Consider the following 15384-nt stretch of genomic DNA (forward strand, 5'->3'; position numbering starts at 1 on the left):
GAGGTGCGAGGAACCGGGTCCCCTGTCTCACCGTGAGGAACGAGCCAGCAGCCGCATCATCGTGATCGTCGGGGCCGCTGCGCCGGCCACGACCTTCGTGCGTTGCACGGTCGGTACGTCTTCAGCGAGCGGCTGATCGCCAGCGCTCCGAGGTCGAGGTGCCTACGTCCGCCTCCCATCACACCATCGCCTCCAGCGCGGCCGCCGTCCGCGGGTCGACGGCGATCGGCTCCTGCTCGAGCCACAGGTCGCGCGCCGCGAGCCGCCGCACGAGGTCCGGGGTGTCGCGCAGGTCGAGGTCGGCCGGCCACGCGCAGCGGCGGCCCTTCGCCTCGACGAGCTCTTCCCAGAACGGCGGCACGAACCAGCGGAGATCGGGGCGCACGCCGCGGAGGTGCCGGAAGATGCGGACGCCGTTGGGGTCGAGATCGCCGAAATGCACAACGGCGGCGTGCGTGAGGCGCTCGAGCAGCCGCGTGACGGTCGCCGTGTCCCACCCCGCGACGTGCGCGAAGAGCCAGCCGTCGATCGCCGCGAGATCGCAGAACGCCCCGAGGTTCTCGACGAGGAGCGCCGCGCGCACCGTCCCCTCGAGCGCGAGCCCCCCCTTCAAGGCGCGCTCGGGCAGCGACACCTCGCCCAGCACCGCCGCGACGGCCCCGAGGTCGACAGCGCCGCGCGGCGTTCGGGCCAGGAGGCCCTTCGGCGGTCGGAGCCTCACCGAGCCGTCGTGCGTGGCCTCGACGTCGCCGAGGGCGGCGAGCCGCCGCCCTGTGAGCGCCGCCTTCGTGTGAGGGGCGGCCAGCGCCGCGGCCGTCCGCCGGTTGAGCTGGTCAGGGAGCGCCGGGAGCCCCTCGGCGCGCCGCGCGTCCTCGAGCGCGGCCCAGCCGTCGGGCGTGGGCGGGAGGCCGCGCGCGGTCAGCTCCGCGAGCCCGGCGCCCCACCCCGGCCAGATCCGATCGAGGAGCGCCGCGAGCTCGCCGCGCCGGCCCTCGACGAGGCCGAGCTCGTCCCGCCGCCCGGTCCGCCTCGTCCAGGGCAGCTCGGCGAGGGCGTCCCACGCCGCTGCCTGCGCGCGGCGGCGCCGGAGCGCGCCGCGCACGAGCAGCTCGAGGGCCGCGAGCCGCTCGCCCGCCGCCTGCCACATCACGCCTCGGCCCTCGTGCGCCGGCCGCTCACCAGCACCTCCTCACGCCCGTCCGGCGTGGTGCGGCGAACGAGCCGGTACGTTGTGTTGCCCTCCGCGCGAGCGACCTCGGGCGCGGCGATCAGGAGCTGCAGGTCGAGCGTCTGGCAGAGGTCGAAGAGCACGCCCAGGTTGTCGTGCGAGAGCCGGTTCGCCTCGTCGAGGAACAGGAAGCGGAGCGACCCGTGGGACTTCTTCCCCCTCAGCAAGGTCGCGTCGCGCTCCCACTCGGTCAGGACGACCATCATCAGCGCCGCCCCGACGCCGATGGCCTCGCCCGTCGACAGCCGCGTCGGGTTCGCGACCTCCCAGTCGGCCCCGGCCTTGCGGCGGATCTCGACCTGGAGGTGGACGTACTCGCGGTAGTCGAGCAGGCGCTGGCCGCCCGTCCGCCCGCCGCCGTAGCGGCGGAAGATCTCGTCGAGGGCGTCCTCGATCGGCATGTCCGCCTGGAACAGGAGCCCCTGCGCCGCGCCCTCGCGCAGCGCGCGCAGGACCTGCTCCATCCTCTCCACCGGGTTCAGGCGAACACGGATCCCCTGGATGCTGCCGAAGCTCACGCCCTCGAGGTTCTTGTTGAGGCGCGTGACCTGCCCGCGCGCCTTGCGGATCTGGACGTCGATGCCGCGGGCCACGTCCTCGCTCGCGCCGCGCAGGTCGCTCTCCTGGCGGGCGAGGCGCTCCTCGAGGCTGGAGAGCTGGTCGCGCAGCCGGAGCAGGGCGTCGCGCGGATCGTCGACCTCGGCCACCTGGGCCGGCAGCCGCCGGCGCAGCCAGTCCCGCACGGTGAGCCAGAGATCGAGGTAGGCGTCCGCGAACGCGGCGTCCGAGGTGTCGCGCAGCACCTGGAGCTCCGCGAGCAGCGCGGCGCCCCCCTGCGCGGCGCGCAGCCGCTCGAGGAGGAGCTCGCGCCGCGTCCTCGCCTCCTGCACGAGGTTCACGTGGCCGCGCACGTCCCCCAGCTCGCCCGGCCCTCCGGCGAGCAGGCCGCCGAGCAGCCCGTGGCGCGCCGCGCGCTCCCGGAGGTCGTCCCACCGCTTCACCGCCGGCTCGGCCTCGCGGCGCTCGCTGGCGAGCTTCTCGTCCGCTTCCTTCACGCGCGCCTCCGCCTCGCGCAGGGCGCCCTCCTGGCCGCCGCGCGCCGTCAGCAGCGCGTCGCGCCGCAGGTCGTGCGCGCGGAGCTCCGCCTCGAGGCGCGAGGCCTCCCCGGCCGCCGCCGCGGCGGCCTCCTCGCTCGGCGCCGGCACGCCGAGCTCCTCGAAGCGCTCGGCGGCCGCCGCGTGCTCCTGCGCGGCGACGCGCCGCCCTCCGTCGGCGTCCTGGAAGCGCGCCGTGGCCTCGTCGTATCGCTCGTCCGCGCCGCGCGCTGCCGCCTCGGCCCCGCGGAGCTGCTCCTCGGCCTCGCGCAGCTGCGCCTCGAGCGCCGGGACGAGCGCCTGGCCGTCGGCGAGCCTCCGCGGCGCCTCGTCCCAGCCGAGCGCCTCGACGTTCGCGCGCACGTAGGCGAGCGCGTCGATCCCGGCGTCGAGGCGCTCCCTCTGCGCCTTGAGCTCGCGGGCGCGCTCGCCGAGGCGCGCGACCTCCTCGTCGGACAGCGGCGCCTGGCGCAGCGTCGCGAGCTGCCGGTCGACGAGCTCCGCGTGCCGCCCCTGCGCGGCCACGCGCGCCTTCGCCGACAGCGCCGCCGCCCGCTCCGCCTCGAGCGCGCGGGCGCGCTCGCCCTGGTCGGGCGGATCGAGCAGCATCGCCTCGCCGAGGAGCGCGCGCAGCCCGTCGAGGCGCGGCCGGAGCGCCCGCGCCGCCTCGGCGTGGCGCGCGGTCGCGCCGCGGTGGCGCTCGAGCTGCGCTTCGGCCTCCACGATCGCGCGCCGCGCGGCCGCGAGCGCCGGCGCCGGGTCTCCCGCGAGCCACACGGCGTGCCCGGCGAGGAGGGCCTCGCCGTCCGCGACGAGGCGCTCGAGCTCCCGCCGGCGCGCCCTCGCCTCGTCGAGCTCGCGCGCCCTCGCCTCGGCCTGGCGGCGCAGGTCCGCGGCGCGCTCCTCCCGCGCGCGCCGGCCGAGGCGCGGGCGCGACGGGACGCGCGACACCCGCAGCGCGATCCCCTCGTCGACCGCGACGTCCCGCGCGCCGACCTCCACCGCGCTCCTCGCGGAGGCGAGCCCCTCGAGGTCCGCGTCGCGCGCGACGAGCAGCACGTCGGCGAGCGCATCCGGGCGCCCCGCGATCGCGCGGGCGGCGCCCTCCGGATCGTCCACGACCAGCGCCTGTGCGAGGCCTCCGAGGCGCGCCTCGAGCTCCGCGGCCTCGGCGAGCGCGACGTCCTCGAAGCCGAGCGCGACAAGCTCCGCGCCGAGCCTGTCCTTCAGCTCGAGCAGCTCGGGCGCGAACGGCCCGCCGGCCGCAAGGAGCTCCCGCGCCTCCCGGAGCAGCCGCTCTTGCGCCTCCCGGGTCAGCTCCTCGGACCTCCGCGCCGCCGCGAGCTGCTCCGCGAGCGCGGCGCGCGCGGCGTCGAGGGCCGCGCGGTCGACCACCGCGACGCCGAGGTGCGCTCCCAGCCGAGCGGCCTGCGCGTCGTGCTCGCGCCACGCGGGCTCGCGCGCGGTGAGCTCGCGGCGGCGGGCCTCGAGATCCTTCAGGAGGGCCTCCGTCGCGGCGGCCGCCGATCGCGCCGCCCGCTCCTGCTCTTCGTGGTCCGCGCGCTCCGCCTCGACGTCGCCAAGGAGCCGCCCGACGAGCGCCGCGGCCGGCTCGCCCGTGAGCGACACGCCGAGGTGCTTCGCCTGACCGCGGGCGCGCGCCTGCCTCGCCTCGAGGCGGCGGGCCTCCCCGAGCTCTCCTTCGATGGCGGGGAGGCGCCCGGCGAGCGCGGCGAGCTCCCGGTGGTGCCGGAGGGCCTCGACGGCCGCGCCGTGCGCCCGCGACGCCTCGACCTCGCCGTCGGCGAGCGCGCGCAGCGCCGCCATCACCTCCGCGTGCCGCCTCCGGTGGTCGTCCGCGTCCGCGAGGCGGGTCGTCGCGTCGCGGCGCTCCTGGTCCGCGGCGTCGAGCTCGGCGCGGGCCGCCGCGAGGCGGCCGCCGAAGCCCGCCGGGGCGAGCGGCGCCGCGCCGAGGCACGCCTCGGCCTCGCGCAGGCGCCGGACGGCCTGGTGGTGGGCGCCGGCGCGGCGGTGCAGCTCCTCGATGCCCCGCTGCGCGTCCGCGAGCCCGCCCGCCGCGCGGCTGTAGCTCTCCCGCGCGCGACGGAGCTCCTCGCGCCGTCGATCCCGCTCCTCGTCGGCCTCGGCGCGCGCCCGCGCCGCTGTCGTGGCCGCCTCCTCGGCGCCGCCGAGGGCGGCGGCGCACCGCTCGAGCGCGCCCGCCGCCGCGAGCGCCTGCCGCACCCGCGCGTGCCACGCGCGCGCGGACTCGAGCACCGGGCCGAGCTCCCCGCGCCGGCGCTCCAGCGCGTCGAGCGCGGCGACGGTCTCCTCGAGCGCGTCCCGCGCGGCGGCCCGCGCAGCGGCGGCCGCGGCGCGCGCCGCCTCGGCGTCGACCACGCGGCGCGACAGCTCGTCCGCGCGCTCGCGGGTCGCGAGGAACGCCGCCGCGAACATCGTCTGGCCCGCGTCGAACACGCGGCCGATCTCCTGCTCGAGCCGCCTCGACTCCTGCACCTCGGTCCGGGTGCGCCGGCAGGCGTCGAGGTTGGCGCGCATGCGCTGGAGCGTGTCGGCGAGGCCGCCCTCTTCCTTGAGCAGGAAGGCGCGCAGCTCGGAGGTCAGCGCCCGCGAGATGCCGCCCGTCATGCTCGTCCGGAGCATCTCGTTCAGCTTGTTGCGCTCCTCGTCGGTGCCGAGGCGCAGCGGCGTCACGCCGTTGTCGAAGAGCGCGGCGAAGTAGTCGCGGGCCGACGGGAACGCCTGCAGCCGCCCGCCCAGGCGCGCCGCGCTCTCGCGGAGCTCGGGCAGCTCGGGCACCGCCTCGCTGTCGCCCTGGCTCACGAGCAGGAGGTCCTGGAGGCGGACGTCCTCGCCGAGCCCCGACACGATGAAGGGCGTCGGCTCGACGGAGGGCTCGCCCTTGCGCTCCAGGTGGACGCCGGCGACGAGCCGGCGCCTCGACGGAAGGACGACGTCGAGCGCGGCGTAGGAGGGGCGACCGGGCTCCCCGAGCCGCCCCCAGATGCCCTTGTCGCCGCCGGTGGCGCCCGTCTCGCCGAGGTTCGTGAAGCGCAGGCGCGACATGTCCGGCAGGAGGACCACGTACGCGGCGATCATCACCGTCGTCTTGCCGGCGCCGTTCGCGCCCTCGAGCGCCGTGACGTGGCGGTCGAGGAGGTACCGCTCGTAGAAGACGCCCTTCCAGTTGACGAGGGCGAGCGCCGCCGCGCGGGTGCGGGTCGTCATCGGGCGGGCTCCTCGTCCGGGGCGGCGTCTTCGTCGGCGCCCGCCTCGTCGCCGCCGCCCGCGTCGCCGAGGAGCACCTCGCCGCGCGCGACGAGCCGCTCCAGCGCGGCGCCCCTGTCGGCGAGGCCGCGCACGGGCTCGGCGAAGCGCATCAGGGCCGGGCGCAGCCGGAGGCGGGCCTCGTCGAGGACGTCCACGAAGCCGAGCTCCGAGAGCCGGCGCAGCGCCTCCCCGACCTGCGCGCGCACCGTCTCCGCGGCGACGCGCTCGTCGTACTTGCGCTTGCGGGGGCTCAGCGTGCGGACGAGGACCTCCGCGCCGACCAGGCCCGCGAGGCGCCCGAGGAGCGCCTCGCGCGCGACGAGCCCGCCGTGCTGGAGCGTCGTCGGGTCGAGGTAGAGGAGCGCGAGCGTCTGGCCGACGAGCATCTCCCCCGCCGAGAGCTGCCTCCGCCCGAGCCGATCGCCCGAGCCGATCGCCCGAGGGGAGGAGGTAGAAGTACCCGTCGCTCTGCTGGACGAGCTCGCAGCCGAACCGCCCGTAGAACCCCTCGAGGAGCGCCTGCGCGTCGGCGAGGTAGTCGTAGGCGGTGCCGTCGTCGCGTCCGATGTGCCGCCCGCGGCGCAGCATCAGGTCGACCTCGGGGAAGTGCTCGTCCGCGATCGCGGCCTCGAGGGTGAGGAAGGTCGAGCTCCTCACGGCGCGCCCCTCCCCTCGACGTCCCAGTCCTCGATCTCGATCCGCTCGAGGACGTGCGCCCAGGGCCGCTCGCGCTCGCTCAGCACCCTCGCGCGGCGGGCGACGGCGTCGGCGATGCGCCCCGCCGCCGCGTAGCGCACGGGCTCGGGCAGGCCGGGGAGGACGCGCGCCGACACCGCCGCGAGCGTCGCCGCGCCCTCCTCCAGGGCGCGCTCGACGAGCGCCTCGAGGTCCGCGACGAGGCGGTCGGGATCGACCCACGCGGGGGCCGCCTCTCGCTCGGCGCGAGGTCGCGCCACGGGCGGGCGCTCGACGCGGGCCTCGAGCGGGCGGAGGAGCCGGATGGACGGCGCGCGCGCCGTCACGAGGTGGAAGGGGCGCGAGGGCCACGCGGCGAGCTGGTCGCGCAGGCGCTGGCTGAGCGCGCGCTCGGGGTCGAGCCGCACGACGTCGCGCAGGTAGCGGTGCACGTACTGGTAGTATTCGGACCACGCCCGCTGCCGCGCGGCTCCCCACGCCGCGATCCGATCGACGTGCTCGATGACGCGCTGCGCGGTCGCCTCGGCGTCGGCGCTGGAGGCGGCGGTCGCGAGGGTCTGGATCTCCTGCAAGAGCGCGACGAAGTGGTGGGTGTCCCTGAGGAGGATCTCGTTCAGCTCGCGGAGCGTGCTGGTCGTCGCGTCGAGCAGGCCCTGGCAGCGGTCGACGGCGCTGAACCAGTCGGCCGACAGGAGCGTCGCGATCTCGGCCTGCACCTCTTCCTGCTGGGCGTCGAGGCCGCGCTGCCTGCGCTCGATGCCCGAGACGAGGTCGGCGACGGTGACGCGGAGCGGCCCGGCGACGTCCGTGCGCCACGCGCCGTCGCCCTCGGCCTTCCTCGCGGTGGCGAGGATCTCGGCGAGCTGCGCGCGGAGCGTGCCGGTGAGCAGCGTCAGGCTCTCGCGCGTGAGCGCCTCGTCGGCGAGGAAGTACTCGATCACCGCCGCAGCGAGCCTTGTGAGCGCGTATTCGCCCGCGCGCACGAGGCCGGCGCCGTCGACGCGCGCGAGCATCCGCTGCTCGCGGAGCCGCTGGATCGCGTGCGTCGCGCGCTTGCGCGGGTTCTCGGCGCCGGGATCGACGACATCGCAGACCTGCTCGAACATGTCGACGAGGGCGTCCTCCTCGAACGACGCGAGGGCCGCCTTGTCGGCGCGCAGGTAGAGCCCCGCGAGGAAGCAGAGGTCGACCGTCTTCAGATCGAGGCTCACCCGATCGCGCGCGAGGGAGGCGATGACGCGGCTGGGGTCGGCGGGAGGCCTCGTGTCGTGTCCTGGTTCCACGTAGCCGTGTTGACGATGGGTGGCGGTCATAACGTAGAAGGAAAGACGGGTCAACGTGCCGACGGGCATGACGGCCTGTCCTGAGGGCAGCCCGGCGGGCGCGGCGATGCCACACAGCACCTTCTTTGCCCCGCTCGCCTGTAGCGCGCGACCTCGGCATCCCTTGAGGGCCAGCTCCACCTGCGGGTGAGGCGGTGTCACGGAGCGGCCCATGGGACGAGCGACGCGCCATGAAAAATGCGCTCCACCCGTCGCGAGATGGTAAATTCGCCAAGGCTTCCGGAATGCATGTCTCCGGCAGATCCCGCGCCGCGCGAGCCTCACAACCGCTTGACGCGTCCACCCTTCATGGCCTCGGATGGCGGCGGGAGCGATGACGAGATGAGCAAGAATCATGGGGCCGCGGCGCGGCGTGCGAAGAGAAAGCATGAGAAGGAGCAGAAGAGGAAGAAGAGGCCACCCCACAGGCCGCTCGGGGTGAGCGCGCGCCCGGCGGTCCCGGCGTCCGCCCCTGAGATACGGTGGCAGCCTGAGATCCAGGGCATCGAGGGCCTCGCGGCGCTCGCTCAGGTCCCGTTCTACGAGGCGGCGTGCATGGCAGACTGCCTGGCACGGTCGCATGCTCGGGCATCGCGTCCGCTGGCCGATGCGGTCTGGACGCGCGACAGGGTGTGTGCGCTGGAGACCTCCGCGCTCGCGGCTCGGCTCGAGCAGCTCGGCATCCGGGTGGACCACGGCGCGTTCATCGCGGAGACGCCGCGGTTCGGCTCTGCCGTGCGGTGGGCTCGAGAGACATGGCTCCCGTTCGCTCCGGCTCACGCCGACGTGCATGCGCGCGACTTCATCACCCTTGCCGCGTGCGAGCTCTGGAAGCGCTGGCGCCCCGAGCCCCCGTCGCAGGAGTCGCTGCACGAGCTGCTGGTGCTCGGCGAGGATCACGCGGATCGCGAGGACGACATCGCGGCGACGGAGCACTGGATCCGCTTCTGGAGGGCGCTCCAGCCGCTGCTCACGCCCGAGCTGCGGACCACGAGCGCCGCCGGCGAGCTCCTCGAGGTCGACGCCAGCGTCCTCTTCAACTGGGCGTCCGACTTCTCGATGGTGGCCACGTACGTGGCGGGGCAAGACGCGGCGGTCGGGCTTCGTGCGGCCGAGGTGCAAGGGGAGATCCTCGCCCAGTTCTCCGCGGAACAGGAGTCATGGAGACTGCCCCTCGTCTGCGATCGTGCCGAGGTGCTGTACGTGGCGGGGGAGCGGATCGAGGCGGAGCGCATCCTGCGCGAGCAGATCGAGGCGCACCCCACGAGCGCAGGAGCCTACGTCAGGCTGGCCGAGCTCTGGGCCCCGTACGGAATCGACGATCGCGAAGCGATCACCCGCGCTCTCGCGCTCCTTGTTCAGGCGGCCGCGCGACCCGTCGAGGACGCCGCCAGCTGGGATCTCGACGTCCGCATCAAGGCGTTGCGGAAGCAGCTCCAGGCGTGCGGCGGTGACGGCCGCAAGGCAGCCACGGCGTAGGCAGCGCATACACCACGGCGCGCCTCGCCGAGGTCGTGTGCTGTCTGGCGGTGGGCCCGCCGCGAGGTCGCGCCGGCCGCTACCGCCGACCGCTCCGCCGCGCTACGGTGGCCCGCCGTGGACGCCCCTCGACCGGCCGGCCCCCGCCGCGCGCTGCTCCTCGGCCTGCCCCTCGCCGCGCTCGCCGCGGCGGCCCTCCTCTTCATGCAACGCGAGGATCGCCCCGCCGCGAAGGCGCGGCCGGCGAGCGCGGAGTCCAGCGCTGACGAAAGCCCGCGGCGGCGCGATGAGCCGCCCCCCGCGCCACCGGCCCCGCCGCCCACCGCCAGCGCCGCCGCCCGCGCGCCGGAAGCGGCGCCGGACATCGACCCCGAAGCCCGCGCCATCGACAGCATGCGCGCCGCGTTGACGACCGACCCCGAGGAGGTGCTCCGGCTCGACGACGCGGCGTCGCGCGACGTCGGAGACAGCCCGCGCGCCGCCGAGCGCGGCCAGCTCCGCGTGCGGGCGCTCGTGCGCCTGGACCGCATCGGCGAGGCCCGCAGCCTCGCGGAAGACCTCGTGGAGCGCTATCCGGACGACCCCGCGGCGAAGAGCGCGGCGGCCTACATGGGCATTCACCCGAGGCCGCGCGGTCCTTCCCGGTAAGGCGCGAACCCTGTGTGCCCCGTGAGGAGAGCCGATGACCTGCTCGCGGCCGCTGGGATCATGATCTTGTAACAAAGCTAGAACGTTGCGCATCGAGTCACTGAACCGATTAACAAATCGGGTTGGCTCACCGCACGTTTCTGGCGATAATGGCGGCATGCGCAACTGGCTTATTCTTGTTGGGGTGCTCCAGCTCTCCGCGGCTGGATCCGGCTGTGTCAGCGATCTGGACGACGTCGATCCGGACGGCCTGGACGGCACGGGCGGCGACACGGGGGGCAGCGGCACGGCGAGCAGCGGCGTGCCCGCGGGCACGGGCACCGGCGGGCCCACGGGCACCGGCGGCAGCGGCACGACGGGCACCGGCGGGCCCGCGGGCACGGGCGGCGGGCCCACCGCGACGAGCTCCGGCGCCAGCGGGGGAGACGGCACCTGCGCCGGCGTGGAGGACGCCTGTGCGTTCGAGGGCGGGGTCGAGATCAACTGCCACCGGCGCTTCATGTACGGCGTGAACTACGCCTGGCGCGACTTCGGCGCGGATTTCGGCGGGCAGACCCGGTGGAGCCAGGCGGGCATCTCGGGAAAGAAGAACCAGGTGCTCGCCGACCTGCAGGACATGCGCGCTCACGGCGTCGATATGGTCCGCTGGTGGATCTACCCGCGCTTCTACGGCGACCAGATCACCTTCGACGGGCAGGGCAACCCGACCGGGCTCGGGGGCACCTCGGTGCAGGACATCCTGGCGGCGCTCGAGCTCGCGGAGCAGGCGGAGGTGAACGTGATGTTCACGCTGTTCTCGTTCGACGGGTTCTACAAGACGACGCACAGCCCGCCGAGCGGCCTGTCGGTCTGGAGCATGGGGCCCATCGTCGCGGACGCGGGCCGTCGCGCCCGGCTCATCGAGAACGTCGTCCGGCCGATCGCGCAGACGGTGGCGTCGAGCCCGCACCGGCACCGCATGCTGGCCTGGGACGTCATCAACGAGCCCGAGTGGGCGATGACGGGGCCGAGCCTCTACGGCGACGACCCGCCCTTCGAGGGCGACGCCACCAAGTTCGACCTCGTCACGCACCAGCAGATGGAGGCGCTCGCCAAGGAGTCGGCCGCCGTGCTGAGGGAAGCGACGGGCGCGCCCGTGAGCGTCGGCAGCGCCGCGATCAAGTGGGGTCAGGCGTGGACCCGCGCGGACGTCGACTTCTACCAGGTCCACATGTACGGGTGGGTCAACGAGTGGTTCCCGTACAACAAGCCGCTCTCCGAGTACGGCCTCACGGACAAGCCCGTCGTGATGGGCGAGTTCCCGAGCAACATGGACGGGATGAACGTGACCTACGACAAGTTCGTGAGCGACCTTTACGACCTCCGGTATGCGGGCGCGCTCTCGTGGTCCATCACCGACACGAACTTCCCCTGGTCGTCCGCGAAGAGCGCCGTGAAGGCGTTCGCCGATCAGCACCCCTGCGAGACGCGGTACTGAGCACCGGGCGAGCGCCGCGGCCCGCGGCGCTGCACACCCCGCCATCGACATCCGAGCTCGGCAGTCACGCCGGCGCGGCAAGCTCGTCCTGAACGGGAGAGGTCGCCCCACGCGTGACAGCTTGCCCCAGCGTGTGGCGTCTTGGCGCATGAAGTCGCTCGGCTGGGCGCTGCGATGCCGCCGCGCAGGTCGTCAGCGCGCCTTCCCGTCCGTTGCCCTTCCGGGCACGTCGGTTGCTGGGCAGGTGGGCCCACCGCTCACCAGGTGTGCCGCCTGTGTGAGCCGTCGAGGGTTGCGAACCAGCACCCAGACAGGAGAGCGCTATGGCAAGAGATCGCTACGAGAACCGAGGCTTCCGTGACGAGGGGACGCGCGAGGACTGGCGTCGCCGGGAGGAGCAGGGACGCTTTCAGGGGAACCACGATCAGCGCGACTTCCGTGGCCACGAGGAGGGTGACGCGTTCGGACGAGGCTCCTACAGCCGGGGCAACTACGCGAACCAGAGCGGCGGCAGCCGGCAAGGCGAGCGGGGCCAGGAACCCCAGTACGGACAGCCCCAGTACGGACAGCCCCAGTACGGACAGCGAGGTCGGGGCGAAGGCAGGGGGCAGTGGCAGCCGGGCGGCCAGCACGGGCAGGAATACCGGGGCTACGGCACGGGCGGCGAGGATCACCGCGGTGGGCGCGGCTACCGCGAGCAGGAGGAGCGCCGCGCCTACGGGCAGGACAGCCCCTCGTGGGAGCAGAGCGGCGGGCGCGGCAATCACTTCGGCGGGCGAGGCGCGGAGGACGAGCGCGGCGGGTTCGGCTCGGCGCAGCGAGGGCGCGAGGAGAACCGCGGTTACTACGGTCGCGACGTGAACCGCGGGTTCACAGGGCCGGACGAGGGGCCGGGTCGGGGCTCCTACGGGCGCGACCACTACGGCCGCGAGAGCGAGGGACAGCGCCGCGGCTTCCAGGGCCGCGAGGACTACCAGGATCGCGAGAGCCAGTACCGCGGCTACGGGCGCGAGGACGAGTACCAGGGCCGCGGCCACGAGGGACAGAGCCGCGGCTACGGCCATGGCCGCGGCGAGGAGCAGCGCCGTGGCTTCCAGGGCCGCGAGGACTACCAGGATCGCGAGAACCAGTACCGCGGCTACGGGCGCGAGGAGGAGTACCAGGGCCACGGCTACGGGCGCCACGACGAGCACCAGGGCCGCAGCTACGGCCGGCAGGACGAGCACCAGGGCCGCAGCTACGGCCGCCAGGACGAGCATCAGGGCCGCAGCTACGGCCGCCAGGACGAGCATCAGGGCCGCAGCTACGGCCGCCAGGACGAGCATCAGGGCCGCAGCTACGGCCGCCAGGACGAGTATCAGGGCCGCGGCCACGAGGGACAGAGCCACGGCTACGGGCGCGGCGAGGGCCAGAGTCGCGGCTATCGAGGCGGCGACGAGCACCAGAATCCCGGCCACTTCGGCCGAGGCGACGAGCGGGGCGGCTTCAGCGGCCGCCACGATCGCGACGAGGACCGCGGGTACCAGGGCCGCGAAAGCCAGGAGCGCGCCGGGCGCGGCGACCTCTACAACCGGCCCGAGCGCCGGCCCGGGTTCGGCCGCTTCATGGGCGACGAGCTGCCGCAGGGGTACTCGACCCGGATCCACGAGCGCGACGACGTGCGCGCCTCGCAGGGCCGCGAGCAGCCCCAGGCGGACGACAACGGATCCGAGCACCGGAGCCAGAACCGGACCTGGAACTGAGCCGCTCGGCCACGATCGAGCCGCCGCGAAGGACACGATCCCCCGCCTGATCGCGCGGGGCAGCGGGCGCCTGACGCCGCCGCCCGCGCGCCTCGCTCGAGGCCCGCGCGTCGCGTCGGAGACGCGTTGAATCTCGGCCTCGGAGAGCGACAATCCCGGAGATGCTTTGTCCGCGTGCCCGGACGTCCACGCCCGCGTCGCGGCGTCTTCCCCGGTTCGCAGGCGAAGATTGGTGTTGTCTGCGCCACGGACCTGCAGCATCCTCGCGCGCATGAAAACAGAGGCTTATTTCACCTTTCCGAGGCTCGCTTCCGTGCTCTGCATCGCCTGGTCCGCGCTGATGACCGGCTGCGGGGACGACGATCCGAACAGCGCGACGGGCCCGGGCGGAGGCTCATCGACCTCGACAAGCGCGTCGAGCACCGCGAGCGCGGGCGAGGGCGGCGCGGGCCAGGGCGGCGCGGGCCAGGGCGGCGCGGGCCAGGGCGGCGCGGGCGCGACGACGTCGAGCGCGAGCGGCACCGGCGGGGACAGCTCGTCCGGTGACACGATCCGCTTCATCGGGCGCTTCGACACGTCGAAGCCCGAAGGCCCCCGCTTCTCGTGGGCTGGCAGCGCGATCGTCACGCGGTTCTCGGGGACATCGATCAGCGTCCGCTTCAACGACGAGTCGACCCCGGATCAGTCCAACTTCTTCCAGGTGGTGGTCGACGGCGAGTCCAAGGGCGTCCTCGAGGTCAACAACCAGGAGGACCTCTACACGGTCGTGGATGGGCTGCCCGACGGCGAGCACGACCTCCTGCTCCACCGCCGGACCGAGCCGCTGGTGGGCGTGACGCAGTTCCTCGAGTTCGTCCCGGCGGAGGGCGAGGCGCTCCTGCCCGTCCCGCCGGCGCCCGAGCGCCGGATCGAGGTGATCGGCGACTCGATCTCCGCCGGTTACGGCATCGACGGCGCGGACGAGACCTGCCCCTTCACGAGCGACACGGAGAACAACTACCTCGCCTACAGCGCGCGGATAGGCCGGCTGCTCGGGGCCGACACAACGATCGTCGCCTGGTCCGGAAGAGGCGTGGTCCGGAATTACGATGACGAGGCGGCCGACACCATGCCGAAGATCTACGGCCGGACGATCGCCGACGAGGCGCAGCCCGCGTGGGACTTCTCGTCGTGGGTGCCGCAGGTCGTGGTGATCAACCTGGGCACGAACGACTTCAGCATCAACGTCCCGGGCGACGCCCAGTTCCGTGAGCCGTTCACGAACGCCTATGCGGGCCTCGTCGAGACGGTCCGGAAGAACTACCCGGAGGCGTTCATCTTCTGCACCATCGGGCCCATGCTCAGCGACTCGTACCCGGAGGGCGCCGAGGCGCTCACCAGGGCGCGCGCTTACATCGGCAAGGTGGTGAACGACCGGAAGGCGAGCGGCGACGATCGGGTGAGCCTCCTCGAGTTCCCCGCGCACAACGGCGAGGCGAACGGGCTCGGCTGCGACTGGCACCCGAGCGCCAAGACGAACGAGCTGATGGCCACGCAGCTCTCCACGGCGATCAAAGGGGAGCTCGGCTGGTAAAGGCAAGGCGACGGGGCGCAGGGACATCGCTGCTGCCCTGCGCCCCGCGCTGACGCGCCGCAGGTCTCCCCCTTTTCCATCGACGATTCCGTCAAAGAGCTCATCGCAGCGCTCCGTCGGTGAGCCGTCCGGCGACACAGGCGCTCGACACAGGAAGAACGGCGGTACGACGCGGCGCCGCGGCGTCGTACCGCGCATCGGCGCCGGGGCATCGTGGCACCGGCGCGCCTCGCCGGCTGTGGCATGCCGCTACATCCGACGCACGTCGGGCACAGCGCCGGCGCGCCGGAGCGCGAGCACCGATCAGCTCCCCTCGCCAAAGCGCTGTTCAGGGCGTCGATCCAGCCCTGGTACACGCGGTGCATCTCTTCACCTCGGAACACCGGACGGGCGGCGCTGCTGAAAGCGCGTGAGAGCGCGCCGCCGAGCGAGGAGATCACCCATGCAGATCAAGCAAGACGGCTCTCAGCGGGCCATGAACAGGGGCCACGGACAGGATTTCGTGGACGCAGCGCGCAAGAGCGCCGCTCGCGCGGACGACCGCCATGCGTTCATCCCCGACCCGGGGGACGGCCCTACCGAGGTCGTGGACGAGTTCGCCGAGCAGATCGCCGAGCAGTATCTCGCCTCGGCGACATCAGGCAAGGGCGACGCCACGGAAGACTACGAGGACATGGTCGACCCCGAGGAGGTCGGTGGCCCGTTCGTCATCACGACGGCCGAGCAGGAGATGGGGTACAGCAGGGATTCGATGAACCCCGACGACGCGGAGGTCGAGCCGTTCCCCCTGGTGAACCGCTCGCCCCTGGGCTGAGCCGCGCGAGCGAGCCGAGC

The 15384-nt window shown here is 74.0% G+C and carries 10 protein-coding genes and 1 pseudogene; 6 read left to right on the forward strand and 5 right to left on the reverse strand.

The window, feature by feature from the left end:
- Window positions 1-178 precede the first annotated feature (178 nt).
- From WMF42_RS29470 to mukF, 5 genes and pseudogenes are all read right to left on the reverse strand, one after another.
- On the reverse strand, window positions 179-1147 hold the full coding sequence (locus WMF42_RS29470) for a Wadjet anti-phage system protein JetD domain-containing protein (protein ID WP_437686199.1): 969 nt from the start codon (window positions 1145-1147) through the stop codon (window positions 179-181).
- Window positions 1147-5571 (reverse strand): chromosome partition protein MukB, encoded by a 4425-nt coding sequence (gene mukB, locus WMF42_RS29475; protein ID WP_437694369.1) that lies wholly within the window; start codon window positions 5569-5571, stop codon window positions 1147-1149. Before mukB ends, WMF42_RS29470 begins: the two co-directional genes overlap by 1 nt.
- Window positions 5568-5999, reverse strand: coding sequence for a chromosome partition protein MukE (locus tag WMF42_RS29480; RefSeq protein ID WP_437694371.1), 432 nt, complete (start codon window positions 5997-5999; stop codon window positions 5568-5570). The genes mukB and WMF42_RS29480 overlap by 4 nt, the downstream gene beginning before the upstream one ends.
- 82 nt (window positions 6000-6081) lie before the next feature.
- Window positions 6082-6201, reverse strand: a pseudogene (locus tag WMF42_RS29485) (chromosome partition protein MukE); the annotation flags it as partial.
- 65 nt (window positions 6202-6266) lie between these two features.
- Entirely contained in the window at window positions 6267-7592 is a 1326-nt protein-coding gene (mukF, locus tag WMF42_RS29490; RefSeq protein WP_434041914.1) for a chromosome partition protein MukF, read from the reverse strand.
- 381 nt (window positions 7593-7973) lie between these two features.
- Here mukF and WMF42_RS29495 point away from each other — a divergent pair, with 381 nt between their 5' ends.
- The 6 genes from WMF42_RS29495 to WMF42_RS29520 all read left to right on the forward strand — a co-directional run bounded on the left by WMF42_RS29495 (window position 7974) and on the right by WMF42_RS29520 (window position 15364).
- Window positions 7974-9110 (forward strand): hypothetical protein, encoded by a 1137-nt coding sequence (locus WMF42_RS29495; RefSeq protein WP_437686200.1) that lies wholly within the window; start codon window positions 7974-7976, stop codon window positions 9108-9110.
- A 117-nt stretch (window positions 9111-9227) separates the two neighbouring features.
- Entirely contained in the window at window positions 9228-9758 is a 531-nt protein-coding gene (locus tag WMF42_RS29500) for a hypothetical protein (protein ID WP_437686201.1), read from the forward strand.
- A 157-nt stretch (window positions 9759-9915) separates the two neighbouring features.
- The gene (locus WMF42_RS29505) at window positions 9916-11235 is read left to right on the forward strand and encodes an endo-1,4-beta-glucanase (protein WP_437686202.1); all 1320 of its coding nucleotides are present in this window, start codon (window positions 9916-9918) and stop codon (window positions 11233-11235) included.
- Between the two features lie 323 nt (window positions 11236-11558).
- Window positions 11559-12977, forward strand: a complete 1419-nt coding sequence (locus WMF42_RS29510) for a hypothetical protein (RefSeq protein WP_437686203.1) — start codon at window positions 11559-11561, stop codon at window positions 12975-12977.
- 271 nt (window positions 12978-13248) lie between these two features.
- The gene (locus WMF42_RS29515) at window positions 13249-14550 is read left to right on the forward strand and encodes an SGNH/GDSL hydrolase family protein (RefSeq protein WP_437686204.1); all 1302 of its coding nucleotides are present in this window, start codon (window positions 13249-13251) and stop codon (window positions 14548-14550) included.
- Window positions 14551-14992: 442 nt separating this feature from the next.
- Window positions 14993-15364 carry a hypothetical protein gene (locus tag WMF42_RS29520; RefSeq protein WP_437686205.1) on the forward strand — a complete coding sequence of 124 codons (372 nt, stop codon included), beginning with the start codon at window positions 14993-14995 and terminating at the stop codon, window positions 15362-15364.
- Window positions 15365-15384 lie beyond the last annotated feature (20 nt).

The organism is Sorangium sp. So ce176, from assembly GCF_051519835.1.
Classification (GTDB): domain Bacteria; phylum Myxococcota_A; class Polyangia; order Polyangiales; family Polyangiaceae; genus Sorangium; species Sorangium cellulosum_G.